Below are 26,668 nucleotides of genomic sequence, written 5' to 3'. Positions count from 1 at the left end.
CTCAGGAGCCGCGGTTGCGGGGAAGGTCGCGTCGGCCACGCGCCGGGCCGGCACCTCGCAGCAGCTTTTCGCCGTGGAGGATAAGCAAGGTGCCCGCCAGGGTGAGCACAAAGCCGGCGACGACCAGCGCCAGCTCGACCAACGTTGGATCGTGGCGCCCCTCCGGCACGAGCGCACGCAGCCACAGGCAGCTCGCCCAGCCGGCAATGAGCACGCCGACACCGGTCGATCGTGCAAGAAGGTCGCGTCGGGTCATTGCGCGCCACCCAGGCATATCAACGTTCCGGCCGTGACGCGCGCCAGTTCGGCCACGACATGCTCATGACAATCGAGCGGCAGCCGCGCGAGCAGGCCATAGTGGCACAGCACGATGTCGGCACCATGATCGTCCTCGTCCGCAAGCGCGGCAGCGACGTCGGCGACGTCGAAGGACAGGCCGATGCGGGGATCGTGAATTCCTGCCGCCGTTGAGCGTGCACGCTCGACCATCGCCGCGACGGTGTCGAAGCCCCTGCCTTCGATCGCGACGAAGCCGAGCATGGGCGCATGCAGGACCGTTTCGATCAGCCAGCCGCCGTCCTCGCATCCCACGTCGAGCACCCGCAAGGCTTGGCGACCCGCCTTACGCAGCGCGATCAGCGCGTGATCAATCTCTCGGGTGATCGGGCAAGCATTGAGGCCGCGCGACTGCTCGAATGCGGCGAGGCGGGCCACAATATTGGGACGTACGGCGCCGGGGCGATTGCCGGCAGCGAATATGTGAGCCTGTGGATAGAGGCCGCCGGGCGGGTCGTCGTCCGGATCGGAAACCATGAGCCATGCCATTGAAAACATCCTTTTCGAAGATCAATCGCGACGCCGTCGTGTCCGGACGTGCGTCGGAGGCGAGAGCGTTTCCAGCTGGGCGCGGAGGGCCTTTCGCCGCGCGCGTCCGTCGCGCCATAAGCGGAACAGCATCGCCAAGTTGACAAAGCTCAGGGCCGATATGAGCAAGACCAGCATGACCAAGCCTTCGGGATTCATGGTCAGACCGCCAGCCGCGACGTCAAAGGCCCTTCCGCCAACGCGACGATCGCGGCCCGATAGGCATGGCGCTCCCACCGGGCGAAGTGGAGGGCCGCTTCGCGAGACACGAAGCAGCCTTCGAGCGCCCCGTCGGCCTCCTGAACGAGCCAATGGCCATCTGCATCGGGGCCAACCAGCAAGGTAACGGCCGGGGCGGGGTCGATTGCGACGCTGTTCGTGAACATGGAGAATGCTCGACCGGAAGAATGCGTCCGGCACGCGATGAGCGCGACCTTGCGTCATCGTTGATGGATGTGATCCCCTCGGCATTGGGAAGCGAGACGGCCTTCGGCGACGACGCATAGTGTTTGCATAAGAGCGCCGGATCAGTGGGAAAGCAGGCGGAGGATGGCGACGATCAACCCCAGGATGGCGGCCGCTTTCAACGCCTGGAGGACACCCACCCAGCTGACGCCGACCTCCTCCCACCGGCTCTGGCGAGGGGATGGCGGCACCGGCCGGCTCCACGGCCCGGGATGCTCGGCAGGTGTTTCATCGTCCGCGCTCATCCCTCGCAGGTAAGAGCGGTCCGCGTTTTCAATCGAGAGCGAGAAAATAGATTTGGAGTAGTTTTACCGTAGCGGATGATGCCGGCTCAGCTCGCGCCCATCAGGCGGTAACCGACACCAAGCTCATTGACGATCACCGTCGGGGAAGCGGCATCGTCTTCCAGCTTCTGGCGGATGTTACGCACGATCACGCGCAGATATTCGATGTGACGCTCGTAATCGTTGGGCCACACCGCCGCGAGCAACTTGTCGTGGGTGATGACCCGTCCCGGGAAACGGGCAAGCTCGGCCACGACCATGAATTCCTTGGGGGTGAGATGCACCTCCTGCCCATTCTTGTGGATGCGGCGCTGGACGAGATCGATCGTCACGCCGCCGGCTTCAATCAGGGAACGCCCGCCATCCGCCACCAGGCGGCTGCGCAACGCGACCCGCACGCGCGCCAGCAATTCCTCGGTGTCGAACGGCTTGGTGACATAGTCGATCGCGCCGAGATCCAGCGCGGCGACCTTTTCGTCGGTCGCATCGCGCGCCGAGACGATCAGCACTGCTGCTTTCGACTTCTGGTGGATCAAAGGCAGCAGTTCGAGCCCGTCGCGATCGGGCAGGCCAAGGTCGAGCAATATGACGTCGGGCGGATTGCTCTCCATCTCCGCCAGCGCCTGACGGGCCGAGCCAGCCTCGGTCACGCGATATTCGGCGCGGGTGAGCGTACCATGGAGCAGCCGGCGGATATGCGGCTCATCATCGACGATCAGCACCAGCGGAGCGTTGCTCATTCCTCCTCCATTTCCCGTACCAGCGCGCTTTCGGGGAAGCGGATGGTGAAGCGTGCGCCGCCCCCCTCCTCGCGGTTGGCGGCGTCGACCGTTAGCCCCATCGCTTCGGCAAAACCCTTGACGATGGCCAGGCCGAGGCCGGTGCCGGCCTGCTTGCGGTCCGATCCCTCGATGCGATGGAAGGTCTCGAATACCTCCCGCTCACGACCCAAGGGCAAGCCCGGCCCCTGGTCCAGCACTGCCAGTGCCAGGCTGCCCGGCACCCGCTCGGCTTGGATCGTGATCGGCGTACCGGGATCGGCATAGCGCCCGGCATTATCGAGCAGGTTGATCAGGACATGGTGGAACAGCTGCGGGTCGACCCGCACCAGAGGCAGGTCGGCCGCTACCCGCAGATCGATGCCATGACCGTCGAGTGCGCGGCGCGTATCGTGCACCGCGCTGGCGATTGCATCAGCAAGATCGGTCGCCTCCGCGTTGAGCCGCAGCGCGCCGGCCTCGACCCGCGCCATGTCGAGCAGATTGGCAACGAAGCGGTTGAGACGCTCGGCCTCGGCTTCGATGCTGTCGACCAATTCGGGGGTGGCGCCCTGGCGCAATTCGGCGGCGGCGGCGAGGATCGCGGTCAACGGCGTGCGCAGATCGTGGCTGACCGAAGACAACAGGGCGGCACGCAAGCGGTCCCGCTCCTTGAGCTGCGCCACCCCCTGCATTTCCTCGGTCAGGCGGGCGCGCTCGATCGCAAGCGCGGCCTGATCGAGCAGGTTCATCAACAGCGGCAGCTGATCGGATTGAACCGGCTCGCTGCCATCGTCGCGGCTGAGCCCGACGGCCGCGAGCGCACCTGAAGCGCTGCGCAGCGGATAAAAGAGCCAGTCTGATGCAGTGAGCGTGTCCGATCCCCGGCCGGCGGGCGTGCCGCGTTCGAGCACCCAACTCGCTGCCGCGCGCTCGATCGTGTCGAGCCGATCCTCCGCCGGGTTGGCGGCGCGCACTTGTGGTCCATCCGGCGAGGCGACCAGCAATACGGTACGCACGTCGAAAATACGCCCGATCTCGCCACAGATCGCCTGCGCCAGTTCCTCTTCGCTCGCCGTCTGCGTCAATTGCCCGAGGAAGCCGGCAAGCGCGGCATTGGCGCGCGCGCTCGACGAGGCGACATCCGCCTGGGCCCGCGCCCGCGAGGCGAACTGGCTGGTGACGAAGGCGACGCCGAGCAGCACGATGATCGTGATGACGTTTTCGGGATTGTTGACGGTCAGCGTGCCCGTCGGCGGCAGGAAGAAGAAATTATAAGCGAGGCTGGACGCAAGGCCCGCGAACAGGCCCGCGCGCAGACCGAACATGCTGGCCGCGACCATCACCGGCAGCAGGTAGAGCAAGGCGAGATTGCCGAGGTTGAGGATATGGCTGAGGCCGGTCCCGAAGGCGGTGACCGCCGCCACCATCAAAGCCGACCAGAGATAGTCGCTGCGACGGCCCCAGCTGCCGGCTACCGGCTTTCGCACCGCCTGCCCGGTCGGCGTGGCATGCTCCATCGGCAGGACGTGGACGGCGACGCCGGGCGTGCCGCGCACCAGCCGATCGACGACCGAGCCGTGGCGCAATTCGAACAGGCGCGAGCGCACAGATTTGCCGACGACCAGCTGGGTTGCGCGCGCTTCGGTCGCAAAAGCGGTCAGGCCTTCCAGCACCGACATTGCGGGGATGGTGGTGACGGTCGCGCCAAGCTGGCTGGCGAGGTTCATCGTCGCCGCCAATTGCTGCCGTTCCGCCTCGCCGAGCATGCGCGTGCGCGGCGTTTCGACATGGACCGCGGTCCAGGGCGCCCGCGCGCCGTCGGCGATGCGCTTGGCCGCGCGCACGAGGCCGTCCGCGCCGGGCAGTTCGCTGACCGCGACGACGATGCGCTCGCCGCCGGCCCAATTGCCGGCCAGCGCGTGGGTGCGGACATAGTCGAGCATCTGCGCATCGACCGCCTGCGCCGCGCGCCGCAGCGCCAGCTCGCGCAACGCCGACAGGTTGGACTTGGAAAAGAAATGCGCCAGCGCGCGGGTCGCTTCGTCGGGGACGTAGACCTTGCCGTCCTTGAGTCGCTCGATCAGCTCGTCGGGCGGGATATCGACAACCTCGATCTCGGCGCTTTCGAGGATACGATCGGGCACCGTCTCCCGCACCCGCACGCGCGTGAAGGACGCGACGACGTCGTTCAGGCTCTCGATATGCTGGACGTTGATGGTGGAGAAGACGTCGATCCCCGCCGCGAGCAGCTCCTCGACATCCTGATAGCGCTTGGGGTGTCGCCCTTCCGGCGCATTGCTATGGGCCAGCTCGTCGACCAGCACGAGCTGCGGCCGGCGGGCGAGGATGGCATCGAGATCCATCTCGCTGAGCTTGCGGCCCTGATAATCGAGCAGGCGCCGCGGGATCACCTCGTGCCCGGCGATGAGCGCTTCCGTCTCGATGCGGCCGTGCGTTTCGACGATGCCGATCACGACATCGACCCCGGCGCGCTGGCGCGCGGCGCCCTCGATCAACATCTCGTACGTCTTGCCGACGCCCGGGGCGGCACCCAGGAAAACCTTGAGCTTGCCGCGTGCCTCCTGCGCCGCCTGGCGCAGGAGGGCATCGGGATCCGGGCGATCTTCGCTTGCGCTCACCTTCGCGGTGTAGACGCTTGGCTATCGAGCTGTCGATTGAGTAGCAGCACGTTGACGCGATCCTCGCCGATGAAGCCGAGGAGCGGGTGCGCGGTTACGCTCGCTACGGTCGCGCGCAGCCGCCCCTCGTCTATCCCTCGCGCCCTGGCGACGCGCGGAACCTGATACAAAGCCGCCTCGGGCGTGATATCGGGATCGAGGCCCGAGGCGGAGGCCGTGACCAGATCCAGTGGAACGGAACTACCTGGTACGGAAGCTTGCAAAGTCTTGATATCGCCGGCGACGCGGTCGTGCAGCGCTTGGCTGGCCGGGCCGAGATTGGAGCCGGCCGAGGCAAGCCCGTCATAGCCCTTGCCCGCCGCCGACGGGCGCGGATGGAAATAGCGATCCGACGTGAAGCCCTGCGCCAGCAACTCGGAGCCGACGACCTGGCCCTTTTCCCTGATCAGGCTGCCATTCGCCTGATGCGGGAAGACGGCCTGGCCGATCCCGGTGAGCGCGAGCGGGTAGGCGATACCCAGCAGCAGCGCGAACAGCAGCGTCATGACCAGAGCCGGACGAAGCGAGGAGGTGAAGTCGTTGCCCATGATTGAAATCCTCAGGCGAGATGCAGGCCGGTGACGGCGATATCGATGAGCTTGATGCCGACGAACGGCGCGATCAGCCCGCCGAGCCCGTAGATGGCGAGGTTGCGCCGCAGCAGCGGCCCTGCCCCCATCGGCGTATATTTCACGCCCTTGAGCGCGAGCGGCACGAGCGCGGGGATGATCAGCGCATTGAAGATGATCGCCGACAGGATCGCCGAATTGGGCGTGCCGAGCCGCATCACGTTGAGCACGGCCAGACCGGGATAGAGGACGATGAACATCGCCGGGATGATGGCGAAATATTTGGCGACGTCGTTGGCGACCGAGAATGTGGTGAGCGCGCCGCGCGTCATCAGCAATTGCTTGCCGAGCCCGACCACCTCGATCAGCTTGGTCGGATCGCTGTCGAGATCGACCATGTTGCCGGCCTCGCGCGCCGCCTGGGTGCCGGTGTTCATCGCGACGCCGACATCGGCCTGCGCCAAGGCGGGCGCATCGTTGGTGCCGTCGCCGCACATCGCGACGAGCTTGCCGCCCTGCTGCTCGGAGCGGATCAAGGCGAGCTTGTCCTCCGGCGTCGCCTGCGCGAGGAAATCGTCGACGCCGGCCTCGGCCGCGATCGCCGCAGCGGTAAGCGGATTGTCGCCGGTGATCATCACGGTGCGGATGCCCATCTTGCGCAACTCGCCGAAACGTTCGCGGATGCCCGCCTTGACGATATCCTTGAGCGCGATCGCGCCGAGCAGCCGGCCATCCTTGGCGACCGCGAGCGGGGTCATGCCGGCACGGGCAATTTCGTCGGTGGCACGACGCAATTCGGCGGCGGCGGGCGTTTCGCCCACGCCAGGATTGGCGCGCAGCACCGAATCGACCGCGCCCTTCTGGATCAGGACGGTGCCGAGCCGGACGCCCGAGATACGCGTCTGGGCGGTGAAGGCGATGACCTCGGCGCCCTCGGGCAAGGCATTGGCCCGGACGTTGAAGCGCTCGCGCGCCAACAGCACGATCGAGCGGCCCTCCGGGGTTTCGTCGGCGAGGCTCGCCAGCAGGGCGGCCTCGGCCAATTCCGCGAGGGTGGCGCCGCCCACCGCGCGCAATTCGCTCGCCTGACGGTCACCGATCGTGATCGTGCCGGTCTTGTCGAGCAGCAACGTGTCGATGTCGCCCGCCGCCTCGACCGCGCGCCCGGATTTGGCGAGCACGTTGAAACGCACCAGCCGATCCATGCCGGCAATGCCGATCGCCGAAAGCAGGGCGGCGATCGTGGTCGGGATCAAAGTGATCAGCAAAGCGGCCAATACCGTCACCGGGATCGCACCGCCGCCATAAGCAGCGAAGCTCGGGATCGTCGCGACCGCGATCAGGAAGATGATCGTCAATCCGACGAGCAGGATGGTGAGCGCGATCTCGTTCGGTGTCTTCTGCCGCTCCGCCCCTTCCACCAATGCGATCATGCGGTCGAGGAAACCCTGGCCTGGATTGACGGTGACGCGCACCTTGATCTGATCGGAGATGACGCGCGTGCCGGCGGTGACCGCCGAACGATCGCCGCCCGCCTCGCGGATCACGGGCGCGCTCTCCCCGGTGATGGCGGCCTCGTTGACCGAGGCCACGCCTTCGACCACTTCGCCGTCGGAAGGGATCAACTCGCCCGTCCTGACGAGCACCACATCGTCCATGCGCAAGGCGCTGGCGGGCACCGCCTCCAGGGCCGAGCCTTTGACGCGGTTGGCGGTGAGCTCTGCCTTGGTGGCGCGCAGGCTTGCCGCCTGCGCCTTGCCACGCCCTTCGGCGATCGCCTCGGCGAAGGTGCCGAACAATACCGTCAGCCACAGCCATATGATCAGCTGCAGCTTGAACCCCACGCTCAGGCCGTCATGGCCAACGACCAGCAGGACGGTCAGCAACAGAGCGACGCATGCGGTGACGAACATCACCGGATTGCGCACGAGCTGGCGTGGGTCGAGCTTGCGGAAGGAGTCGCCGATTGCCGGGAGCAGCAGATCGACGGTGAACAGGGATTTTGTCGCGGTGCGTGCCATGGTGGCGTGTCCCAGGATCAGGAGAGGTGGCCACCGATCATCGCGAGATGATCGGCGATGGGTCCGAGCGCGAGGCTCGGCAGGAAGGTCAGGCCGCCCATGATCAGGATCACCCCGATCAGCAGGCCGACCCAGAGCCCGCCGGTGGTCGGGAAGGAACCCGCACTTTCGGGGATATGCTTCTTGGCGGCGAGGCTGCCGGCGATGGCCAGCATCGGCACGATCACGAAGAAGCGCCCGACCCACATGCACACCGCCAGCGCGCCATTGTAGAAGGGCGTGCCCGAGGTGATGCCGCCAAAGGCCGATCCATTATTCCCGACCGCGCTGGTGAAGGCGTAGAGTATCTCCGAAAAGCCGTGCGGGCCCTTGTTGAGTGGCCCCGCCAGCCCGGCGCCGGTGACGCTCGCAATGGCGGTCCCGCCGAGGATTGCGAGCGGCAGCACCGCGATCGCCAGCACGGCCAATTTGACCTCGCGTCCTTCGATCTTCTTGCCGACATATTCCGGCGTGCGGCCGACCATCAGCCCGGCGACGAACACCGCCAGGATGGCGAACAGCAGGAAGCCGTAAATGCCCGAGCCGACCCCGCCGACGACGATCTCGCCGAGCTGGATGTTGAATAATGGCACCATGCCGCCCAGTGCGGTGAAGCTGTCATGCATGGCATTGACCGCGCCGCAGGAGGCGGCGGTCGTGACCACCGCGAACAAAGCGGAGGCGGCGGTGCCGAAGCGAACCTCCTTGCCCTCCATATTGCCCCCGGCAAGGCCAAGCTGATGCAGGACCGGATTGCCCGCGGCCTCCTGCCAATAGCAGACGATGACGCCGGCCATGACCATGATCAGCATCGCCGACAGGATCGCCCAGCCCTGGCGCACGTTGCCGACCGCCTTGCCGAAGCACCAGGTGAGGCCGACGCCGAGCGAGAAGATCGACAGCATCTGGACGAGGTTGGTGAGCGCGCTGGGATTCTCGAACGGATGTGCGCTGTTGGCATTGAGGAACCCGCCGCCGTTGGTGCCGAGCATCTTGATCGCCTCTTGCGACGCGATCGGCCCGAGCGCGATCGTCTGCTTGACGCCCTCAAGCGTGGTGGCCGTGATCTGCTGGGTCAGCGTCTGCGGCACACCGCTCGCCAACAAATAAATGGCGTAGACGACCGAGACCGGCAGCAGCAGGTAGAGCGTGATCCGCGTCATATCCGCCCAGAAATTGCCGAGCGTCGATGCCTGCCGTCGCGCAAAACCGCGGAAGAAAGCAAAGGCGAGCGCAATGCCGGTCGCGGCCGAGGTGAAATTGTGGATCGTCAGGCCCAGCATCTGGCTGAGGTTCGACATCGCCGCCTCGCCCGAATACCATTGCCAATTGGTGTTGGTGGTGAAGCTCACCGCGACGTTGGCGGCCCCGTCGGGACCGATATTGGCCATTCCCGGCGCGTTGAGCGGCAGATAGGCCTGGAGCCGCAGGATGGCATAGGTGAACAATGCCAGCACCGTGTTGAACACCAGCATGTGTACGGCGTAACGGCGCCAGCCCATCTCCGCGGTGGGATCGATCCCGGACAATCGATAGAAGCCACGCTCGACCGGGCCGAGCAGCGCATGGAGCGGCGTGCGGCGGCCCTCGTACAGCGCGAACAGCCACATGCCCACCGGCTTGGTGATGGCCAGCAGGACCGCGAAGAAAGCGAGGATCAGGATCCAGCCTTGGAATGTCATGATGGGCGCCCCGTCAGAAGCGCTCGGGCCGCAAAAGCACGGCCACGAGGTAAAAGAGGAGGCCGAGCGCGGTCAGCGCGGCGAGCGAGAGATCGAGGGTCATGTCCAGCCCCTCACGCATTGTCGCACAGCCGGACGTAAGCGAGCGTGGCCGCCAACAGTCCGACGATGATTGCGAGCCAGATGATGTCCTGCACGTGATCCTCGCGGTTAAGCCTGAGGATCAGCCATTAGGCAGCGGGCGCGTAGGGAAACGAGACGCGAGAAACGAATACCGCATAGGTTTTGCATAAACCGAGGCGGATTTTCCGCCGCGTTACGCGCAATGCCGCAGCCTCAGGCCTTGGTGCGCTTCGCGCGCAGGCGCCGTGCATTGGCGGTCGCCTGCTTGTGGATCGGCGCCATTGCCTTGCCGCTCATGCCGATCGACCGCTCGAACATATCGCCCGAGCGGGTCCACGCCGTCGCCGCATCGGCGAGCGTCGATGGCCGCCCCGAAAGCATGACGGCGGCACCATGTGTCCAGGCTGCAAGCATGTTCGCCTGAAGCGCGCCGACGTCACCCATCATCGAGGCGCCGGCGCGGGAAAAGGCCTCGACCTTTTCCGGGACCATCCGGCCGAGTTCGCGGTAATCGCCGTTCAACGGATCGCTCATGGCATGGGCGATCGAGCCGAGGCGGCTGTGCATGACCTCGCTCGATGCGGCCATCATCTCGGTGAAGCGAAGGCCGGTCTGCGTCGCCTTGGCGCCACTGCTCCACAGGCCGAGCCAGAAGTCGAATGGCGATGCGATGTCAGCTTCCCTGGGGATCAGGCTGCACCGGCTGGCCCGTAACATGCACCTCGACGGCCATGTCCACGAAATCGTCAGGGCCGCCGATGAAGCCGCCGGTGATCGGCATGATCTGGCCGATGGTGCGCGCGACCGCAACCGGAACGAGATTGGCGCTGCCCATCCGGGCATTGGTGGGATCGAACGCGATCCAGCCCGCGCACGGCAGATAGACTTCCGCCCAGGCATGGGTCGAGCCATGCTGATGCTCGTCGCCGGTCGGATCGTACAGATAGCCGGAAACCGCGCGCGCGCCGAAACCGAGCAGGCGCGCGGCTTCGATGAACAATGTTGCCATGTCGCGGCATGAGCCGCTGGCGATGGCGAGCGTCTCGGAGGCGGATTGCGTCCCCTCCTCGTCGCGCGAACGATAGGCGACATCGCCGTTGATACGGCTGTTGATCGCCTGCAGCAGCGACAATGTGTCGGTCGGGCTGTCGCTCACGAAGCTCTGCACCCAAGCCGGCAGCCGGCCGCCCGCGTCCTGCGGCCCAGGAACGAGCAATGCTCCGAGATCCAGCATTTCGTCGGGGGAATAAGTGAAAGGGTGGAGATGCGCTGACGGCGCGATCGTGAACACCGGCCAGGCCTGCGCGCATTGTTCGACGACCATGTGGCTGTCGATCGTCAGGCGGTCGCTGGTCTCGGCAAATGTCGCGCTAGCGATAAGGTTGCCGAACGTGTCCTGGCTCCAGTCGATGCTGGCCGCCGGCATGCATTCGATCTGACGCGCCACCAGCGTGAGATCGTAATTGCCGCGGGGACACAGCAGCAGCCGATGCGGCTGCAATGTCACCGGGTTCGCATAATTATAGGTGGTGCGATGGCGGATCGTCAGCAGCATGGCCTGGTTCCGTTCGCAGGGTGATCAGCCGGCCGAACGCGCCGCCAGCGCACGTTCCACGCTTGCCAGCCCCTCGGGACTGGCAATGGCGAGATCGAGCGGACGACCGCCGAGCGCATCGTCATGGGAGTTGAGAAAAGCCATGACCGCGGCCGGCTCGCGCAGCGCATCGAAGGCAAGGCGCGAGGCGCGGCCCTGGCGCGCCGCCTGTTCGGGCGCCAGCCGGGGTCCGTCGAACCGATTACGGAAAGGCTTGTTCATGCGGCATTTCCCTCGGCAGGACGCGCGGCATCGCGCATGGTTTCCGCACGGATCGCACGCTCCGCCATCGATCGCCAGGCCGCTTCGGAACGAAGGCAGCTTTCCTTGACGTTGGCGAGCGTGGTTGCCGCGGCCTGCTCCGCGGCATCGGCCGCGCGCGCCAGATAGAGATCACTGGTAGTAGACATAAGCGGCTCCTGGCGGACTGGTGTTGCAGGAATATGGCGGGCTAGCCGAGCATCTCCGCGACGATCCGGCGCAGCTCGTGGCCGGACAATGGTGAAAAATGCTGCTGTTGCCTCGCTGGGCGAACGGTGGAGCTATGGACCTGGGGGCGGCTTGAACGCGCCGCGCTTGTTGCGAATTGAGTGTGCATTGTTTCCTGGCGCGCAAAAGGGTGCGCGTCTCGTAAGTGATTGTGGTGACGCTAACGTCTGAACGTCCGGCGCTGGCCCGATCCGATCACGCGTGCCGTCGGCTCGCGGAAGATGATCCGGCCCTTGTCTAGGTCGTACGGAGTCATCTCCACCTGGACGCGGTCGCCCACGACGGAGCGGATGCGGTTTCGCCGCATCCGTCCCGCCGTATAGGCTATGATCTTGTGCTCGTTATCCAACAGGACGCGAAAGCGCCCGTCCGGCAAGATCTCGTCGATCAGGCCGTCGAAGGTCATCAGATCTTCTTTGGCCATAATCTTAGGCAGCCTCGAGATTAACCGCTGACTCACGGCCACGCTGGTCGGCTTCGACCTCGTAGCGAAGGCGCTGGTTCTGCTCGAGCGTGCCCATGCCGGCGCGTTCTACCGCGCTGATATGGACGAAGCTGTCCTTGCCGCCGTCGTCGGGCGCAATGAAGCCGAAGCCCTTGTCGTTATTGAAGAATTTTACGGTGCCTACTGGCATGGGATGTTTCCTTTCACGAAAACGGGGTTCCCGCCGGCAGCGTGCCGGAAGGGCCGTGAAGCGTGAAATGGAACAATTAACCCAAAAGGGCATCGAATTCCGTCGCAGGCGACGTTAGCATCACCCAAATAGGGCTTATTCCATGAAAAATCAACTGAGCCCCACGTCGGGAAATGATTAGACGCCATCTTTTTGGAATATTCTGACGGAAATGGGAATTTATTTGAAAGCCCGCGACTCCGTTTGGGTCTTGTGCTAAGGCAGCTTGCCTATTCCGGCTGGCGCGGTTGAAACCGCGCAGGAGATTTCACGATGTCACGCGCACTCAACCTCAATGCTCCCAAGGAGCATGTCCTCGCCACGTGCGTGAAGCAGAAGGTCGCGATCACCCAGATCGAAGCCCTCGTTTCCGGCGGGACCCGCATCGTATTGCAGACCGGCGATGCCGCAGCGACGATCGGCCGCATTTATCGCGACAAGATCATCACCGGCCCGGTCAATCGTATCCCGACCCGCACCATGAATGCCTGAACGGGCTGGACCCGATCTCGGTCTGACGGAGCGCAGTCCGCTTCGTCAGATCGCGTAATCCGGTCTATCCGAATGTGCGGCTATGGTTTCAGCCGCCATCCCGTCCTGAAGATCCACCACAACAGGATCAGGCACACCGCGAGGAACGCGGCGGTGAAGCCGAGGCTGGCGGCCACGCCGACATCGCCGATACCGTAAAAGCTCCAGCGGAAGCCGCTCACCAGGTAGACCACCGGGTTGAACAGGCTGATCGTGCGCCACGGCTGGGGCAGCATGTCGATCGAGTAGAAGGCGCCGCCGAGGAATGTCAGCGGCGTCACGATCAGGGACGGGATGATCGCGAGCTGCTCGAAGCTCCGTGCCCAGATGCCGATGATGAAGCCGAACAGGCTGAATGCGATCGACGTTAACAGCAGGAACGCGATCATCCACACCGGATGCAGGATGCGGACTTCGGTGAAGAAGGTGGCGGTCACGAGGATGATCAGCCCGATCGCCACCGATTTGGTCGCGGCCGCGCCGACATAGGCAGCCACCGTTTCGACGTAAGACATCGGCGCCGACAAGATCTCGAAGATCGTGCCGGTGAATTTGGGGAAGTAAATGCCGATCGAGGCATTGCTGATGCTCTGCGTGAGCAAGGTCAGCATGATCAGGCCGGGCACGATGAAGGCGCCGTAGCCGACACCGCCGACATGCTGGATGCGCGAGCCGATCGCCCCGCCGAACACGATGAAATAGAGCGCGGTGGTGATCACTGGGGTCGCGATGCTCTGCCAGACGGTGCGCAAGGTGCGCGCCATCTCGGTCTTGTAGATCGCCCGCATGCCGAACGCGTTCAAACCGCTCATGCCGCGCGCTCCACCAGTCCGACGAAAATATCTTCCAGCGAGCTGCGCGCGGTATCGAGATCGCGGAAATCGATGCCGAGCTCGCCCAGCCGCCGCAGCAGGGACGGCATGCCCGTGTCCTCAGCCTCCGCATCGAACGTGTAGATGAGGTGACTGCCGTCCTCGTCCAGCGTGAGCGGCCAGGTCGAAAGCTCATCCGGGATCGACGACATCGGCTCCTGCAGCGCGAGCGTCAGCCGGCGCTTGCCGAGCTTGCGCATCAACGCAGCCTTGTCCTCGACCAGCAGGATGCGGCCATGGTCGATCACGCCGACGCGATCCGCCATCTCCTCGGCCTCCTCGATATAATGGGTGGTGAGGATGATGGTGACGCCCTTGGCACGTAGCTTGCGCACGAGTGCCCACATGTCGCGCCGCAGGTTGACGTCGACGCCCGCGGTCGGTTCGTCGAGGAACAGCAGATCCGGCTCATGGCTCAGCGCCTTGGCGATCATCACGCGGCGCTTCATGCCGCCCGAAAGTTCGATGATCTTGCTGTCGCGCTTGTCCCACAGCGACAGGTCGCGCAGCAATTGTTCGATATAGGCGGAATCGGGGGCGCGTCCGAACAGGCCGCGGCTGAAGCTGACCGTATTCAGCACCGTCGAAAAGATGTCGACCGCGACTTCCTGCGGCACCAGCCCGACCTTGGCGCGCGCGGCGCGATAATCCGTGGCGATATCATGGCCGTCGATCGTGACCTTGCCCGAGGTCATCTTCACCGTGCCGCAGACGACACTGATCAGGGTCGTCTTGCCGGCGCCATTGGGGCCAAGCAATGCGAAGATCTCGCCCCGCTCGATTTCCAGGTCGACATTGTCGAGCGCGGTCAGCCCCGACTTATAGCGTTTGGTGGCGGCGCTGACGGTGAGGATCGGAGGCATGCGACGCCCCTTGCCGCATTGGCGCGAATTACGAAAGCGTTTGTGTCGGTCCGGTACAAAAGTGCCCGCGCAGATCAGGCCGTGCCCATCACCTGCTGCGCGAAACGCTCCATCTCCTCCGCCTGCGGGCTCATCTGCAGGAGGAGCAGATCGAGCCCCGCGGCTTCATATTCCTCGATCCGCTCGCGCAATTGTTCGGGCGTGCCGACGAGGTTGGGGCGCAGCCCACGGTTGGAAACCGAATATTCCTGGATCTTCAATTCGCGCTCGAGCTGCGTGCCCGACAGCCATTGGTCGAAATTGGCGTAGCCGGCCGGCAACTCGCTGACGTTGGTGATGCGCTCGAGCTCGCGCTGTGCCTCGGCCTCGCTATCGCGCACAATCGCATAGGCAGCCATGCCATAGTGCATCGGCGCACCCCCCGCCGCTTCGCGCCGCGCCGCCATGTCCGCGATCTTGGGCGCGATCGCCGCCACCGGATCGCCATGCATGACATAGGCATCGCATTGCGCCGCGATCATCGTCTTGGCCTTTTCGCTCTCCCCGCCGGCATAGACGGTCGGGCGCTTGGCCGGCTTGGGCGCACAGATTGCCTCCTCGGTCCGATAATAATGGCCGGTGAAGCTGAACCGCTCCTGCGTCCACAGCCCGTCCACGACATCGAGCCACTCAGAAGTGCGCGCATAACGATCGTCATGCTCGTCGAATTGCAGGCCGTATTGCCGCGCCTCGTCAGCCCACCAGGACGAGACGACGTTGAGCGCGAGCCGTCCCCCGGATATCCGATCGATATTGGCGGCCGCCTTGGCGAACAAAGCCGGCTGGTGGAAGTTGGGACGCACCGCGACCATCAGCTCGACCCGCTCGGTCACCGCCGCCAGCGCCGCAGCGGTTGACCAGGCGTCCAACGCAGGCTGGTCGATCCCCTTGATGTCGTTGAGGTTGAGCTCCGCGATCAGCGTCAGATCATAGCCCCAGCGTTCGGCATCCTGCGTCAGCTTTTTGGTATAGTCCCAACTCGCCTCCATCCGCTCGTCGGCGACGTTGCGCAGCCATCCGCCGAATACGGGCGTCCAATATCCGTAACGCATTCAGCGCGCCTCCTCGATCCGTGCGGCCAGGTAATCGACCAGCCGCTCGTGCGGATCCCAGCCAAGGAGTTCAAGCGGCCTCGCGGCAAAGTTCGACAATGCGTTAATGTCGTAGAAGCGCGGCACCCCATCGCGATCGTCGATCATCACCTCGACCCCGCCGACATCGAGATTGGCGGCGCGAGCGATGCGCTCGGCGGCATCCACCAATTCCGGGCCGGGCTGGACGGCAGTCATGCGGATCGGCGAGCCTACGACGCAGGCATCGGCCGGGCATAGGTCGAAGGCGCCATCGCCGGCGACATCGATCGCGTAGAGGAAGGCGCGGTCGAGCGTCTCGACCCGGGTGATGGCGCCGCCGCGCGCAGGGACATAATCCTGCACCAGCAGCACGCCGTCGACGCTGGTTGGCAATTCCCCGGCGGCGACCGCATGACGCAAAGCGGCCATGTCGTCGAAGCGCACGATGCCCGCGCCCGAACCGCCGATATTCGCCTTGACCACGAGCGGAAAGCCGATCGTCGCCGCAGCGGCCTCTACGTCGGCGGCGCGATGGACGACCCTCGTCGCCGGAATTGCCAACCCGAGCGACGCGATCAGCGAGAGCTGGCGCGCCTTGGACGCATCGATCGCGAGCACGCCGGGCCCGTTGATGATCCGCGCGCCGGCGCGCCGCCAATGATCGAGCAGCGCCATCGCATGAAAGATGGGATGCTCGTGGCTGCGCAGGAAGCTGGACATGGCGATGCGGTTGAACACCACCGGCGCCGGAACGGAGCCGTCCGCCGGATCGAAATCGCCGTCCGGCCGCAATGCTCGATAGGCGATGCCGCGCCGGTCGAGCGCCTCGAACAGCGGCACGAACCAGGCAGGGTGCTCATATAAAATCGCCAGCTTGCTCACGCTTCACCACCATCACCAAGCGGCCTGTCACGGCCGCGCCACCATTAGGATCCCATGCGTCCGGCCTCCTAGAGTCGTGGGCCGGCCGTGAGAAGGCCCAACGGCTTCGCGGCCATTCCCGTGCCAGGACAAGGAGTTGATCCACTGTGGATCGGTCCTCTGGACATGCCGCGCGGCGATGCGACAGGTGAGGCGATGTTTTCAAAGGCTGCTTGACGTGAATGGTCGATCGCTCCGGCGTCACGCGCGCCAATATCAGCTATCCTGCCTGCTGGGCCTGCATCGCCACGGGCCGACCTTCCGCGTCGGACGGCACACCTATTCGGAATGCCTCCACTGTGGCGGCGACCTGATCCGCGCGAACCATCGCTGGCGGCGGCCGCGCCCGAACGAAGTGCCGGCCCGCTGGAGAGCGAAACCCCACCGCCAGCTGCGCGGACGAGTCTACATAGCCCTCGTCATCATGCTGTCGCTCGTCGTCACCGCCGAGGCTTTCTATTGCTGGCGGCTTCTAGCTCCTGCTTGACGCGGACCGGGCGAGTTCGCGACCCCGGATCATCTCGACCAGCTATCGGACGGCCGATCCGTCATCGCGCTGACTTGAGCATGCCGTGCATCCCGATCCAGCGGACGAATGCGTCGAACCATCCGGTGCTGGTGGTTTCCTTCGGATACATGCCGAAGCCGTGTCCGCCCTGCTCATAGAGATGAAATTCGACCGGCCGCTTTGCCGTCCGCCAGCTGTCGATCAGGCCATAACCGCCATTGCCGAACAGCGGATCGTCCGCCGCCAGCGCGACGAACATCGGCGGGGCGTTCGCCGGAACCGCGACCGGCGATAGCGGCCCATAGATGATGCCCATGAACGCCGGCTTCGCGTCCTCGCCGGCAAGCTCGGTCGCCAGGGTCAGCATGGCCCCGGCCGAGAAGCCGACCATGCCGACACGGTCAGGGTCGATCCGCCACGCCTCGGCGCGCGCGCGGACCAGCTCGAATGCGGCGCGCGCGTCCGCGATCTGCGGGCTCAGGCCGGCAATCGCGCCGGCTGCACCGCTCCGCGGCGGCCGCACCGGCCCGGAAAACATCGCGCGCATCGATTGCTCGAAGCTCGCCATGTCGGCCGGCGTCTGGTTGAGCCGGTATTTGAGGACGAATGCCGCCACCCCCTTCGCGGCGAGCGCGCGCGCTACGTCCCAGCCCTCATTTTCCATCGACAAGGTTCGGAAGCCGCCTCCGGGCGCCACGATCACCGCCGCGCCCGAGGCCTTGGCCGGGTCCGGCAGGAACGGCGTAAGCGTGGCGACAGTGACGTTGCGCGCGAAGACGCTGCCATATTGGCTGTGCCAGGATTCCGGGACGGTGGCTCCGGCGAGAGGGCCAGTGCCGAGCACGATCGCGCTCGGCTGAGCGGGTGTCGCAATCGGGGTCATCCGGTCATTCTGTGCCTGCGCCGGTGCTGCACAGGCCAACGCGATCCCCGCCAAGGCCGCGCCCGCTGCCTTGATCAGTCGCGTCCCGCAGGTTCCGTTCGCTCGCTTCATTTTGCCAATTCCTCGCTGTTCGATGGATATTTTTGGGCGCATCAGCGCGGCAGCGCGACCTCGACCCGGGTCGTGAAGCTCGCCGACTGCACCGGCTGGCCGGTGTCGGGCTGGCCTGACCCGACATGCACGCGATATCGTCCGATCCCGACATGGCGCGTGCCGTCGGCGGTGACGCTACTCAGGTCGCGCGAGCTCAGGTCGAACGCGATCGCCCGGCTTTCGCCCGGCTGCAGCGTCAGGCGCTGGAAGCCCCGCAACGCGACGCGCGGTGTTCCGGGCGCCGCGGGGAAGTTCAGATAGAGCTCGGCGACCTCGTCGCCTGCGCGCGAACCCGTATTGCGCACCCGGGTCGTCACACGCAGCCCGTTTTCGGCCCCGCCGGGCGCTGCGTCCAAGATGAGCGGCTCGTAGGCGAAGCTGGTGAAGCTCAGGCCGTAGCCAAAGGGGTAAACCGGCTTTCCGGTGAAATAACGGTAGGTGCGCCCTGCCATCGCATAATCGTCGAACGGCGGCAGATCGTCGATGCCGCGATAGAAAGTCAGCGGCAGACGGCCGGCGGGGTTGGCCTTGCCCGACAGGATATTGGCGACCGCCAGGCCGCCGGACTGGCCCGGATACCAGGCCTCCAGGATGGCCGCCGCATGATCCTTCTCCCAGGCCAGGTCGATCGGGCTACCGTTCATCAGCACCACGATCAGGGGCTTGCCGAGCGCGTGCGCTTTTTCCAGCAGGCGGCGCTGGTCGGCCGGAAGCTGGAGACTGGTCTTGTCGCCGCCCGCGAAACCTTCGACCTGGACCGGCATTTCCTCGCCTTCGAGATCGGAGGTAAGGCCGACGACCGCGACAACCACATCGGCGTTGCGAACCCCCGCAGTCAGGTCGGCGTCGGGATCGGTGGATATCCGTTTCCAGAACATGCCGGTTCCCGCCGACACGCCGCCTTCGGATTGGAAATGGACCGGATAACGCTGCCCTTTCTCCAGCCGGACCTCGATCAGCTGCAGCGGTTCGGCCCAGCGCGAATAGCGGTCCGAAGAAATGGCGGGCTTGCCGCCGACGTCGAGCGATCCCTTCACGCCGGTCACCGCGATACGATATGTTCCGCTTTCGGGCGCTACCAGGAAGCCGTTCCAGGTCACCTTGTGCCGTTCGGCGACTTGCTCGAGCTCCGACGCATGGGAGGCCATGCCGGGCTCGACGCGTGAGACCACGGGCCGGACCTCATAGCTCGTGGCCGTTGCCGGGTTGTAATAATCTGTCTGCAGGCCGGGTTTGCCGTCGCTCGTGACGAACGCGGAATCCGGCACCGGATCGCCATCGGTGATCGAGGCGGTGAACGGTATCAGATTGATCTGTGCGCGCGGCATTGCCGTGCGTAACCCGGCGAGCACCGAGACCGGCGGGGCGCTGGCGGGCGACGAATAATTGCCGCGCAAGACGCGGGTCGCATCGGCCAGCGGACCGATCACTGCGATCCTGGTCGAGGCATTGAGCGGCAGAACCGCCTGGTTCTTGAGCAGCACCATGGATTCGATGGCGGTCTTCAATGCCAGCGCCTGATGGCCCGGAGTGCCGATCGCGCTCACCGGCACGGACGACACAGCCCGTTGGGGCAGGCCGGGAAGATCCCCATTGCGAAAGCGGGCGGAGAAAAGACGGATCAGCGCGCGATCGAGATCCTGTTCGGTGATCAGGCCGCGCGCGACCGCCTGCTTGTAGCGTTCGCCCAGATTCGTGGCGCCAGACAAGGTCGTGGTGTTGCATTCATTGTCGACGCCGGCGTCGATCGCAGCCGCGACACCTGCGGCAGGATCGCTCGCATATTTATGATGGTCGGAAATATCGACCACCGCATCGCAATCGGACACGACGTAGCCGCTGAAGCCCCAGGCGCCGCGCAGATGCTCCTTAAGGAGCAGATTGCTCGCACACGCCGGCTGGCCATCGATCCGGTTATAGGCACACATGATCGAGCCGGCATGCGCATCGACGATCGCCGCGCGAAACGCGGGCAGGTAAGTATCTTCAAGATCGTGCCGCGATACGAAGACGTTGGCGACATGGCGCGTCGATTCAGGGCCGCTATGGACGGCGAAATGCTTGGGCGTCGCGATCACGTCGGGCAAATCGGGATTGGCCCCCTGCATTCCCGTGACGAACGCCACACCCATCTGCGCGGTCAGGAACGGATCTTCGCCATAGGTTTCCTGGCCGCGTCCCCAGCGCGGATCGCGGAAGATATTGATGTTCGGCGACCAGGTATCGAGGCCCGTCCCGATCTTGCCGAGCTTGCCGGTCTGCCGGCCGAGCGTATGCAGCGCGCGCACCTCGACGCTGATCGTGGCGGCAACGTCGTGTAACAAGGGTGCGTCGAACGTCGCCGCCAGCCCGATCGGTTCGGGAAAGTTGGTGGTGGGCACCGCGCCGATCGCGCCATGCAGCGATTCCGTCCACCAATTATAGGCGGGAATGTCGAGCCGGGGGATGGAGGGTGCGACATTGACCAGCTGGCCGATCTTTTCGTCGATCGCCATCCGCTTGACGAGCGCAGCGGCAAGGCGATCGGCGTCGGCGCGCGCGGCCGAGATGGGCGGCGCGGAGGGCGAGGGCGCGGGAGGTTGAGCAATGCCGGCGCTTCCAAGCGCGACACCCGCAAGCAGAAACGCACATGATTGGATCAGATAGCGCCGCATTCCTTCTCCCCCCGCTTGGCCGAGCGGTTCGACCGCATCTTGCCGACACAACATGACGGTACGTCGGTTGCGCTATCATTAGCGCATCAGCCGTTCCGACAGGCGGTGGCTGCTTCTCTCATGGCGTGGAGCCTATGCTGCGACGTTAGCGGTATCAACAATTTTGTCTGAGTTATCGTTGCGTTGTTTTGGGCGGTCGAGATATTGCGATCCCCGCCGACGGCCTTCGCTAGAAGCTCAGTTACCGTCGCTCGAATGACACTTTGCCCTGCGTGATAGTGAACGGGGTATGTTCGGGCCGCGACAGGCGCTTTGCGGACCCGGCGCTGAGACTGAGTAACAGCCGGTAGGAAATTTCACCCCCCGGGGCGTCACAGTCCCATAAAGATATGTGTTCGAGGCTGGCGCCGCTGATCAGGAGGTCGAGCTTTTCGAGTTCCTCGGCGGCAAGCCGAACTCGATCGATCGCGATGTGATCCACCGAGGAAGCGCCGGGGCCGATTCCTGGCGTATAGGATAGATCCACGCTGTGCCCGGCACATGTTGCTTCATAGCCGATATGCACGCGGCTGGGCGTCGTGGGCTCGGTCATATGCACTACGGGAAGCTGGGCCGCGGCCAGCGCAAGGAAGCTGGAGATCAGCATTGGCTATGGTCGCTTACTCCTTGTCTCGACGCAACGGCGATCTGTGCCGTCTCGAACGGCTGTGGTAAAGAAGTCGAACAGACAGGAGGAACGGATGTTGCTTCGAACGGCTGCGCTGATGATATTCGCATTGGCCCCAACTGCCGCAATCTCCCAATCAACCGCTTTCACGCCGCCCGCCGGGACCGGGATATTGGGTGCGGCAAGCGGCAGTTATTTCGGTCCGACCAACTATGCGGGTTCAGGATCGAACAATCTTTCCTACCCAGCGAAGCCTGAACAGATCCGGGTCGGGGATTCCGTATATTCGAGCAGCGGCCCGGTTATCGGCAGGATCGCCTATTCGGACGGCTCTCTCGCCGTCGTTAAATCCCGCAAATGGGCGCTGCGCGTGCCGGTGACCGCCTTCGGCCTTGGACGAGCGGGACTCCTGCTGAATCTGACGCCGGCACGCTTCGATCGAATGGCGCAGGTGAGCGGGGCGCCGGTCCGGTAGACCGCGTCGAATAGGGCAGTTCGGCTGCGGCGCCCGAAACCTTCATTCGGCCGCGAGCCAGGCGGCGCTGCAGATCAGAATGAGCTCCCGTCTGGCCGCCGGCTGAGCGAGATGCGCTTCAACCGCGACGCGGTCGGCCGCCGGCAGGCGGCGAATGATTTCAGAGACGCTACGGCACTGTCCCGATCTAGCCAGATCAAACGCGCGATCGATTGCGGAGATGCTCACCATCGTTACCGCCTAACGCAAGCACGCCGCCGCGCGAAGACTTCTGGTGCAATCAGCCGCTGCTGCACCATAATAAGCCTTGCGATGCGCTCCGTTCGACAGGCCTTTGTTCATTATTGGAGGACGGCGCGTCCGCCGAGCCGGCGCTGGCGATTACGCGGTTGGGCGGTCAATGCGTTCCTGATGCCCGCCATCATGCTCCCGCCCTTGGCCATCGGTTTCTTTACGGACCCCCTATGGATGTTTGAGGATCTCGCATCGTTTCAGCTTTTTGGGATGTTCTTCGGCCTGCCGTGGCTCCTCGCCGGATTCCTGGTCTTCCGATCGTTTCGGGTGAAGGACGATGCGGCAATATAGGGCGCCTCCCCCGACGGCCGCTTTGCATATCCGGACGTCGCCGAGGTTGATAGCCAGGTAGAGAGCTGCGTTGCCTGACCTGCGGCTATCGGAGGATCTCGGCCACGACACCCAACATGACCGCCGCGCCGCCGAGATACAGGGAGCCCGTCTTGGCGGCGTGCACATTGGCGACCCTTTTTCGGGCTACCGTCCAATGTTCCGCCGCCGAGCGCGGCGCTATCTCCCAGCGTAGTGCAAGAAGCCGTGACGCGATTGCGCAGACGAGACTTAGCAAAGCCATGAAATACATGAAGCACCTGCGCCCTAGGCGAAAACTATAAAGGCAAGACTGCCGATCTCTTTTCCGGCCACCATGGATGTCGGTCGATCTCCTGTGCTGACCGGCGAGGGCGAACAGGGGAGATCCAAGATCAGGTCGGGCGAGCTGCCACGAGCTTGGCTGCGACCATCGTCGGCAAGGAAGGGCCAGGCAGGGCACAACTCGCGGAGACCGCGGCCTGCGTCGCCACGAAACCGCGCGGCGCTTCCGACGATTCAGGGAAGCGGAGCATGATGCTATACGAGGCTTCCGCTGCGAGGATGATGGAAAAGGCTGTGATGACAGCGCCATAACGTCGCCCACGCAACTTCGCCCGGGGCTTGGGCCTCCAGTGAGCCGGAATTTCCTCGGCGCCAGCTCGTCGCCAGCGACGATCCTTGCTTATCAGATCGTCGCCACATTGCAGGCATTCGGAATAGCGATGCCGGCCAACGCGGTAGGATATCCCCCGCCTGTGCCTGCCGAGCAGGCACGGCAGCCCATATTCATATGCATGTCTTCGTCCCATGCGACCGCCCCCCGACAGTATATAGCGACAGAATCGGGAGTAAGTTGCCCTGCATTAAGTAACGAGTCGAGTCTAACCAACCGGAATGGACTAGATACCTTGGGAATCGTAACTTCGTATGAGCTTGATCATGCAGCATCGCTCGGCCTTATGCCGCTTGTTCACGCGGCCAGTCGCCTTTTTTAGCCATTTTGGTGTGACTGGTTAACGGGTGTGGGATAGTATAAACGGCTATACTGTTACATCCACCGCTGAATTAATATCGATGCGTTGCAACGCTATCCAGCGTGGGGAAATCCGCCGCAATGTAATCGCTATACGGAAAGCGCGGTTTATTGGCTGTAGGGCAACGACCTACAAAGACGGATTTTCACCGCAAAGGTGGACGTCAACCGCACGGCAGGATGGCGGCAGGCCTGTAGGCGATGGGTGTGCTCTGCTTTGGCGATGGGCCGTCCTTCGAGGCCGCTTTACGAGAAGCTTTGGCGCAACGTGGGCTGATCAACGAATTCTTCTCGAAAAACCCTTTTCAGGCCCGATTTTGCGCATACGTGCTGACCGGAAGATTGAAGGGCACATCATGGCTGTCCGGTTGCTCACGATACTTCGCGGCCTGGTTGAGGCCATTTTCCAGCGCGGGACACTTGCTGGAACCTGGTACCTGCTTGCTTCGGGAAAGGTGGTGTTTCGCGTTGCAGTGCAGAGGGTCGGAAGAAGGTGGAGAGGTGACTGGCATCATCCGGAAAACTTCCAGTTCGACGGCACATCCTTCACGAACGTGTCGGGCTCTCTGGTCAAGGAATCGACAAAAAATGGACAAAATATAGCTGGCGGTATTGAACTTGTCTTCGAGGGCGCAGAGCCTGACAACTACCCCTATTCAATGATCATCCATGAAATTAACTCAGGCGCGGCGAAGATCAGCTTTGAAGGCACCAATCTCCAGGAGCTTCCGCTAGTCCGCTCACCAAGCCGCGAGCTGTCAGAGCCGTGGGACCCAGGCCGCAGCTATGATGTCGCGGTCGCGCATTCGACGAGCGCCGAAATGGAGGCGATTTTCGCGGCTGATCAGAACAACGGCGCGCCAAGACACGAGCCGCTGCAAGCCGCTACTTCGGGGGACCAGCAAGGCCGCAACCGAACCTCGCAGCTGCTCGAATCCGGTCAGCTTAATAGTGGATCCGACTTCTATCACGCCGCTTTCGTATTTCAGCACGGCGATTGCGCCACCGACTATTTGCTGTCCCATCTGCTCGCGCTCGCTGCGGTAGCCCGGGGCCGGCATGATGCGCTTTGGATCGCTGCGGCAAGCCTAGATCGTTATCTCCTCAACATCGGGCAGCCCCAGGTGCTGGGTACGCAGGTTAGGACGGAGAGTGGAGCGATCTCGGAGCCTTTCGATCGTGCGCTTGTCCCCAAAAGCCTGCGTGACGCGCTTCGTGTACCGCCAACCGGCGAGCAAACCCTGTCGAACGGCGAATAGGAGGAATACAATTCCTTTGCTTTTCAGCGCTTCAATATCCGCTAAACTCGTCACAATCGGAGAGGGTGGACACTATGTTCCGCATTGTCGAACGCTTCGCGCGCTTCAGGCGTGGCCATGACAACGAGCCGCGACCCCCGATTTCGACAGCCAACCTTCCGGTCAGCGCCCCTCATGACCCGCTTGTGCTCGGGCGCACGCCAAAAATGATATTGCGCGCGTTAGCGTACGCGGCCCGCGGCCATTTCCAATCGTGACCGCCGTGTCGGAATAGCAGAGTCGTAGACCAACCGACGCGGAGCCAAAGTCCGGCCACGAACGCCTAGGGCTGGGGCGGACAAGAGCCCAGCATATGGTTCATCTGCTCCAGATAATCCGCCTCCGAAGGGAGGCCGATGCCGCGGCGCAGCCCGTCAACGGCGGCCGGATCCTCAAGGGGCTGCGGCACGCGCATCGCCTTGGAACAGCTTGTCTGCGTGCCATATCGCTGCCGACCGGTCAGTTTCAAAAAGACCCGGTCGTACAGATAGGCGTAATCTTGCTTCGTGACCTCGCCGTTCGAGATGAGCGGCTCCATCTTCTTCAAAACATCGAGCTGAAAGATCGGATCGGCGTCGGCATGCTGTGCCAGCAGCCAAGCTGCGTGTGCGCCGGCCACGCCGAATTCAGATATCCTCGGCCAGCCTTTTTGCGTCACGATGGATTTTAGCAATTCGGTATTTTCGTGATCCTGATCTGCAATGGCGACCGAAACCCGCGCCAGAACGACTGCCCGCTCATCCTCCGTCAGCGGAAGAGCATCCTGGCCATGCCCGAAGCGCTCGTTCGTTGCTTGCCTCAGCACCTGTTCGCCCAGCGTCTGCGCCGTCAGAAATTCGCCTGGGGTCGAAATACCGACCCGGGCTGCGGAATTCACCAACGCAACGGCAGTCAGGAAACCATGAGATACCAACGCCGCACGTGCCGCGGCCGTCGCGAATGCTATCCGTGTTTTGCCATTCCCCAATAATGGCTGGACGGCGAGTTGGCGGCACAGCAATGGGCCGACCGGCACGCTTTGCACCGCCGCCTTTGGGTAGCCCCGCTCCGCCAGATCCACTTTCAGGCGCGTCTGGGCCTGTTGCAGGCAATCTGTAGCCCAGCGCGCGATCCGCAGATACGTGGCCCGCTCCGCCGGACTGGCGCCGGCATACGCCCCCCGCACCCATTCGAATTCCCCCGGATGGTATTTCCCAGCTTGAATAAAGGGAGCGATCTCCGGTGGCGGGTCGCCGGTTGCCGACGACGCCGCGGCCGTCGCGACGTTCAACATTAAGAAGAGCCCAAGCGCGCTCGACCAACGGTGCGCCTTCATGCCATCCTCCCAGCGCTATTACGCTGTTTCATCGGCGTAAATTTTCTCCGCATCCTGCGAGCGCGGACGTAGACTGACACTGGCGGCGCGAACGCCGCTTTGGTCGCGGCGAAGGCGAGCGCCATGAGCGCGGCTAAATGCGGACAAGCGCCCTCTCCTGAGCTTTCGCACCAGGTTGCTAATTTGCCCGGGGATCGCAACCATATCGACGATCCAAAGCTGATCCCCTTCGTTCCATTCGCTCAGATGAAGGATATAGGCCGGGTCCGCCGCCAGCTTATCGCCAGAGTCTTTGCTCAAGAAAGCCCAGGTGGCGTAGCCAATCGGCACCCCGTGTGAATTGAACAGGAACTCAATCTGATCGAGCCGGACAGGGGCAATAAGCCGACGTACCACATCCGCCAGCATCACCGGCTTCTTCCCACTTGTCGCCCAGAGCAGCCGGCATGCGTGCCCCAGCTGAGCCGACACGCGCATCTCAAAGGCGCTTTCCGGGTAGGTGGTCACGCGATGGGGCGGCTCGATCATGAGCGT

30 protein-coding genes are annotated in these 26,668 nt (G+C 64.0%); 5 read left to right on the top strand and 25 right to left on the bottom strand.

Annotated elements, in window-relative coordinates:
- Position 1: 1 nt before the first annotated feature.
- The 16 genes from DX905_RS12360 to DX905_RS12285 form a co-directional block, all read right to left on the bottom strand.
- Positions 2 to 256, bottom strand: coding sequence for a hypothetical protein (locus tag DX905_RS12360; RefSeq protein WP_116091612.1), 255 nt, complete (start codon positions 254 to 256; stop codon positions 2 to 4).
- On the bottom strand, positions 253 to 825 hold the full coding sequence (locus DX905_RS12355) for a methyltransferase domain-containing protein (protein ID WP_162875594.1): 573 nt from the start codon (positions 823 to 825) through the stop codon (positions 253 to 255). The genes DX905_RS12360 and DX905_RS12355 overlap by 4 nt, the downstream gene beginning before the upstream one ends.
- A gap of 200 nt (positions 826 to 1,025) precedes the next feature.
- Positions 1,026 to 1,250 carry a hypothetical protein gene (locus DX905_RS12350; protein ID WP_116091610.1) on the bottom strand — a complete coding sequence of 75 codons (225 nt, stop codon included), beginning with the start codon at positions 1,248 to 1,250 and terminating at the stop codon, positions 1,026 to 1,028.
- Between the two features lie 141 nt (positions 1,251 to 1,391).
- Positions 1,392 to 1,520, bottom strand: a complete 129-nt coding sequence (locus DX905_RS16400) for a hypothetical protein (protein WP_275896078.1) — start codon at positions 1,518 to 1,520, stop codon at positions 1,392 to 1,394.
- Positions 1,521 to 1,660: 140 nt separating this feature from the next.
- Positions 1,661 to 2,353 (bottom strand): response regulator, encoded by a 693-nt coding sequence (locus DX905_RS12340; protein ID WP_116091608.1) that lies wholly within the window; start codon positions 2,351 to 2,353, stop codon positions 1,661 to 1,663.
- Complete coding sequence (locus DX905_RS12335) at positions 2,350 to 5,013, bottom strand: sensor histidine kinase (RefSeq protein WP_116091607.1); 2,664 nt, start codon at positions 5,011 to 5,013, stop codon at positions 2,350 to 2,352. The genes DX905_RS12340 and DX905_RS12335 overlap by 4 nt, the downstream gene beginning before the upstream one ends.
- On the bottom strand, positions 5,010 to 5,600 hold the full coding sequence (gene kdpC / locus DX905_RS12330) for a potassium-transporting ATPase subunit KdpC (RefSeq protein ID WP_116091606.1): 591 nt from the start codon (positions 5,598 to 5,600) through the stop codon (positions 5,010 to 5,012). The genes DX905_RS12335 and kdpC overlap by 4 nt, the downstream gene beginning before the upstream one ends.
- Before the next feature lie 11 nt (positions 5,601 to 5,611).
- Positions 5,612 to 7,642 carry a potassium-transporting ATPase subunit KdpB gene (kdpB, locus tag DX905_RS12325; protein WP_116091605.1) on the bottom strand — a complete coding sequence of 677 codons (2,031 nt, stop codon included), beginning with the start codon at positions 7,640 to 7,642 and terminating at the stop codon, positions 5,612 to 5,614.
- 17 nt (positions 7,643 to 7,659) lie between these two features.
- Entirely contained in the window at positions 7,660 to 9,363 is a 1,704-nt protein-coding gene (gene kdpA / locus DX905_RS12320; protein ID WP_116091604.1) for a potassium-transporting ATPase subunit KdpA, read from the bottom strand.
- Positions 9,364 to 9,376: 13 nt separating this feature from the next.
- Complete coding sequence (gene kdpF / locus DX905_RS12315; protein WP_116092531.1) at positions 9,377 to 9,466, bottom strand: K(+)-transporting ATPase subunit F; 90 nt, start codon at positions 9,464 to 9,466, stop codon at positions 9,377 to 9,379.
- A gap of 233 nt (positions 9,467 to 9,699) precedes the next feature.
- Positions 9,700 to 10,203 carry a hypothetical protein gene (locus DX905_RS12310; protein WP_116091603.1) on the bottom strand — a complete coding sequence of 168 codons (504 nt, stop codon included), beginning with the start codon at positions 10,201 to 10,203 and terminating at the stop codon, positions 9,700 to 9,702.
- On the bottom strand, positions 10,160 to 11,041 hold the full coding sequence (locus DX905_RS12305; protein WP_116091602.1) for a transglutaminase family protein: 882 nt from the start codon (positions 11,039 to 11,041) through the stop codon (positions 10,160 to 10,162). Before DX905_RS12305 ends, DX905_RS12310 begins: the two co-directional genes overlap by 44 nt.
- A 24-nt stretch (positions 11,042 to 11,065) precedes the next feature.
- On the bottom strand, positions 11,066 to 11,302 hold the full coding sequence (locus DX905_RS12300; RefSeq protein ID WP_116091601.1) for an antitoxin Xre/MbcA/ParS toxin-binding domain-containing protein: 237 nt from the start codon (positions 11,300 to 11,302) through the stop codon (positions 11,066 to 11,068).
- Positions 11,299 to 11,490, bottom strand: coding sequence for a hypothetical protein (locus tag DX905_RS12295; protein ID WP_116091600.1), 192 nt, complete (start codon positions 11,488 to 11,490; stop codon positions 11,299 to 11,301). Before DX905_RS12295 ends, DX905_RS12300 begins: the two co-directional genes overlap by 4 nt.
- Before the next feature lie 239 nt (positions 11,491 to 11,729).
- The gene (infA, locus tag DX905_RS12290) at positions 11,730 to 11,993 is read right to left on the bottom strand and encodes a translation initiation factor IF-1 (RefSeq protein WP_116091599.1); all 264 of its coding nucleotides are present in this window, start codon (positions 11,991 to 11,993) and stop codon (positions 11,730 to 11,732) included.
- Positions 11,994 to 11,997: 4 nt separating this feature from the next.
- The gene (locus tag DX905_RS12285; protein WP_116091598.1) at positions 11,998 to 12,204 is read right to left on the bottom strand and encodes a cold-shock protein; all 207 of its coding nucleotides are present in this window, start codon (positions 12,202 to 12,204) and stop codon (positions 11,998 to 12,000) included.
- Positions 12,205 to 12,516: 312 nt separating this feature from the next.
- On the opposite strand from DX905_RS12285, the gene DX905_RS12280 reads away from it, so the two are divergent.
- A complete protein-coding gene (locus DX905_RS12280) occupies positions 12,517 to 12,735 on the top strand; it encodes a hypothetical protein (protein ID WP_116091597.1) in 219 nt (72 codons plus the stop codon).
- An 80-nt stretch (positions 12,736 to 12,815) separates the two neighbouring features.
- Here the strand turns inward: DX905_RS12280 and DX905_RS12275 are convergent, their stop codons facing one another.
- From DX905_RS12275 to DX905_RS12260, 4 genes are all read right to left on the bottom strand, one after another.
- On the bottom strand, positions 12,816 to 13,586 hold the full coding sequence (locus DX905_RS12275) for an ABC transporter permease (RefSeq protein WP_116091596.1): 771 nt from the start codon (positions 13,584 to 13,586) through the stop codon (positions 12,816 to 12,818).
- The gene (locus DX905_RS12270) at positions 13,583 to 14,509 is read right to left on the bottom strand and encodes an ABC transporter ATP-binding protein (RefSeq protein WP_116091595.1); all 927 of its coding nucleotides are present in this window, start codon (positions 14,507 to 14,509) and stop codon (positions 13,583 to 13,585) included. Before DX905_RS12270 ends, DX905_RS12275 begins: the two co-directional genes overlap by 4 nt.
- Positions 14,510 to 14,583: 74 nt before the next feature.
- On the bottom strand, positions 14,584 to 15,600 hold the full coding sequence (locus DX905_RS12265) for an LLM class flavin-dependent oxidoreductase (protein ID WP_116091594.1): 1,017 nt from the start codon (positions 15,598 to 15,600) through the stop codon (positions 14,584 to 14,586).
- On the bottom strand, positions 15,601 to 16,503 hold the full coding sequence (locus tag DX905_RS12260) for an ATP-grasp domain-containing protein (protein ID WP_116091593.1): 903 nt from the start codon (positions 16,501 to 16,503) through the stop codon (positions 15,601 to 15,603).
- 217 nt (positions 16,504 to 16,720) lie between these two features.
- Here DX905_RS12260 and DX905_RS16095 point away from each other — a divergent pair, with 217 nt between their 5' ends.
- Positions 16,721 to 17,029 (top strand): hypothetical protein, encoded by a 309-nt coding sequence (locus tag DX905_RS16095; protein ID WP_162875593.1) that lies wholly within the window; start codon positions 16,721 to 16,723, stop codon positions 17,027 to 17,029.
- A 61-nt stretch (positions 17,030 to 17,090) separates the two neighbouring features.
- Here the strand turns inward: DX905_RS16095 and DX905_RS12255 are convergent, their stop codons facing one another.
- From DX905_RS12255 to DX905_RS12245, 3 genes are all read right to left on the bottom strand, one after another.
- A complete protein-coding gene (locus DX905_RS12255; protein ID WP_116091592.1) occupies positions 17,091 to 18,044 on the bottom strand; it encodes an alpha/beta hydrolase in 954 nt (317 codons plus the stop codon).
- A gap of 41 nt (positions 18,045 to 18,085) precedes the next feature.
- Complete coding sequence (locus tag DX905_RS12250) at positions 18,086 to 20,740, bottom strand: glycoside hydrolase family 3 C-terminal domain-containing protein (protein WP_116091591.1); 2,655 nt, start codon at positions 20,738 to 20,740, stop codon at positions 18,086 to 18,088.
- Positions 20,741 to 20,981: 241 nt separating this feature from the next.
- A complete protein-coding gene (locus tag DX905_RS12245) occupies positions 20,982 to 21,386 on the bottom strand; it encodes a hypothetical protein (protein ID WP_116091590.1) in 405 nt (134 codons plus the stop codon).
- Positions 21,387 to 21,480: 94 nt separating this feature from the next.
- Between DX905_RS12245 and DX905_RS12240 the strand changes: the two genes are divergently transcribed.
- The 3 genes from DX905_RS12240 to DX905_RS16300 all read left to right on the top strand — a co-directional run bounded on the left by DX905_RS12240 (position 21,481) and on the right by DX905_RS16300 (position 24,780).
- On the top strand, positions 21,481 to 21,882 hold the full coding sequence (locus tag DX905_RS12240) for a hypothetical protein (protein ID WP_116091589.1): 402 nt from the start codon (positions 21,481 to 21,483) through the stop codon (positions 21,880 to 21,882).
- 111 nt (positions 21,883 to 21,993) lie between these two features.
- Complete coding sequence (locus DX905_RS16090) at positions 21,994 to 22,467, top strand: hypothetical protein (protein ID WP_162875592.1); 474 nt, start codon at positions 21,994 to 21,996, stop codon at positions 22,465 to 22,467.
- Between the two features lie 1,410 nt (positions 22,468 to 23,877).
- Positions 23,878 to 24,780 (top strand): hypothetical protein, encoded by a 903-nt coding sequence (locus tag DX905_RS16300; protein WP_240320837.1) that lies wholly within the window; start codon positions 23,878 to 23,880, stop codon positions 24,778 to 24,780.
- 322 nt (positions 24,781 to 25,102) lie between these two features.
- On the opposite strand, the gene DX905_RS12220 is transcribed toward DX905_RS16300, so the two are convergent.
- Both DX905_RS12220 and DX905_RS12215 read right to left on the bottom strand, forming a co-directional pair.
- On the bottom strand, positions 25,103 to 26,134 hold the full coding sequence (locus DX905_RS12220) for a DUF6624 domain-containing protein (RefSeq protein WP_162875591.1): 1,032 nt from the start codon (positions 26,132 to 26,134) through the stop codon (positions 25,103 to 25,105).
- An 18-nt stretch (positions 26,135 to 26,152) separates the two neighbouring features.
- A complete protein-coding gene (locus tag DX905_RS12215) occupies positions 26,153 to 26,662 on the bottom strand; it encodes a toxin-activating lysine-acyltransferase (RefSeq protein WP_116091585.1) in 510 nt (169 codons plus the stop codon).
- Positions 26,663 to 26,668: the final 6 nt, after the last annotated feature.

The sequence above is a fragment of the Sphingomonas crusticola genome (assembly GCF_003391115.1).
Classification (GTDB): Bacteria; Pseudomonadota; Alphaproteobacteria; order Sphingomonadales; family Sphingomonadaceae; genus Sphingomonas_I; species Sphingomonas_I crusticola.
The sequence above is the reverse complement of the archived record's forward strand: the minus strand, read 5'-3'. Positions and strand labels throughout refer to the sequence as shown.

Excerpts from the sequence above, each read along its gene's own strand:
- DX905_RS12250 (WP_116091591.1), bottom strand. The coding sequence starts at position 20,740 with ATGCGGCGCTATCTGATCCAATCATGTGCGTTTCTGCTTGCGGGTGTC.
- DX905_RS12295 (WP_116091600.1), bottom strand. The coding sequence starts at position 11,490 with ATGTCTACTACCAGTGATCTCTATCTGGCGCGCGCGGCCGATGCCGCG.
- DX905_RS12360 (WP_116091612.1), bottom strand. The coding sequence starts at position 256 with ATGACCCGACGCGACCTTCTTGCACGATCGACCGGTGTCGGCGTGCTC.
- DX905_RS12300 (WP_116091601.1), bottom strand. The coding sequence starts at position 11,302 with ATGAACAAGCCTTTCCGTAATCGGTTCGACGGACCCCGGCTGGCGCCC.
- DX905_RS12255 (WP_116091592.1), bottom strand. The coding sequence starts at position 18,044 with ATGAAGCGAGCGAACGGAACCTGCGGGACGCGACTGATCAAGGCAGCG.
- DX905_RS12270 (WP_116091595.1), bottom strand. The coding sequence starts at position 14,509 with ATGCCTCCGATCCTCACCGTCAGCGCCGCCACCAAACGCTATAAGTCG.
- DX905_RS12220 (WP_162875591.1), bottom strand. The coding sequence starts at position 26,134 with ATGAAGGCGCACCGTTGGTCGAGCGCGCTTGGGCTCTTCTTAATGTTG.
- kdpB (WP_116091605.1), bottom strand. The coding sequence starts at position 7,642 with ATGGCACGCACCGCGACAAAATCCCTGTTCACCGTCGATCTGCTGCTC.
- DX905_RS12310 (WP_116091603.1), bottom strand. The coding sequence starts at position 10,203 with ATGTTACGGGCCAGCCGGTGCAGCCTGATCCCCAGGGAAGCTGACATC.
- kdpF (WP_116092531.1), bottom strand. The coding sequence starts at position 9,466 with ATGACCCTCGATCTCTCGCTCGCCGCGCTGACCGCGCTCGGCCTCCTC.
- kdpC (WP_116091606.1), bottom strand. The coding sequence starts at position 5,600 with ATGGGCAACGACTTCACCTCCTCGCTTCGTCCGGCTCTGGTCATGACG.
- DX905_RS12245 (WP_116091590.1), bottom strand. The coding sequence starts at position 21,386 with ATGCTGATCTCCAGCTTCCTTGCGCTGGCCGCGGCCCAGCTTCCCGTA.
- kdpA (WP_116091604.1), bottom strand. The coding sequence starts at position 9,363 with ATGACATTCCAAGGCTGGATCCTGATCCTCGCTTTCTTCGCGGTCCTG.
- DX905_RS12280 (WP_116091597.1), top strand. The coding sequence starts at position 12,517 with ATGTCACGCGCACTCAACCTCAATGCTCCCAAGGAGCATGTCCTCGCC.
- DX905_RS16090 (WP_162875592.1), top strand. The coding sequence starts at position 21,994 with ATGCGCTTCAACCGCGACGCGGTCGGCCGCCGGCAGGCGGCGAATGAT.
- DX905_RS12275 (WP_116091596.1), bottom strand. The coding sequence starts at position 13,586 with ATGAGCGGTTTGAACGCGTTCGGCATGCGGGCGATCTACAAGACCGAG.
- DX905_RS12215 (WP_116091585.1), bottom strand. The coding sequence starts at position 26,662 with ATGATCGAGCCGCCCCATCGCGTGACCACCTACCCGGAAAGCGCCTTT.
- infA (WP_116091599.1), bottom strand. The coding sequence starts at position 11,993 with ATGGCCAAAGAAGATCTGATGACCTTCGACGGCCTGATCGACGAGATC.
- DX905_RS12285 (WP_116091598.1), bottom strand. The coding sequence starts at position 12,204 with ATGCCAGTAGGCACCGTAAAATTCTTCAATAACGACAAGGGCTTCGGC.
- DX905_RS12265 (WP_116091594.1), bottom strand. The coding sequence starts at position 15,600 with ATGCGTTACGGATATTGGACGCCCGTATTCGGCGGATGGCTGCGCAAC.
- DX905_RS12340 (WP_116091608.1), bottom strand. The coding sequence starts at position 2,353 with ATGAGCAACGCTCCGCTGGTGCTGATCGTCGATGATGAGCCGCATATC.
- DX905_RS12355 (WP_162875594.1), bottom strand. The coding sequence starts at position 825 with ATGGCATGGCTCATGGTTTCCGATCCGGACGACGACCCGCCCGGCGGC.
- DX905_RS12350 (WP_116091610.1), bottom strand. The coding sequence starts at position 1,250 with ATGTTCACGAACAGCGTCGCAATCGACCCCGCCCCGGCCGTTACCTTG.
- DX905_RS12305 (WP_116091602.1), bottom strand. The coding sequence starts at position 11,041 with ATGCTGCTGACGATCCGCCATCGCACCACCTATAATTATGCGAACCCG.
- DX905_RS12240 (WP_116091589.1), top strand. The coding sequence starts at position 21,481 with ATGTTGCTTCGAACGGCTGCGCTGATGATATTCGCATTGGCCCCAACT.
- DX905_RS16300 (WP_240320837.1), top strand. The coding sequence starts at position 23,878 with ATGGCTGTCCGGTTGCTCACGATACTTCGCGGCCTGGTTGAGGCCATT.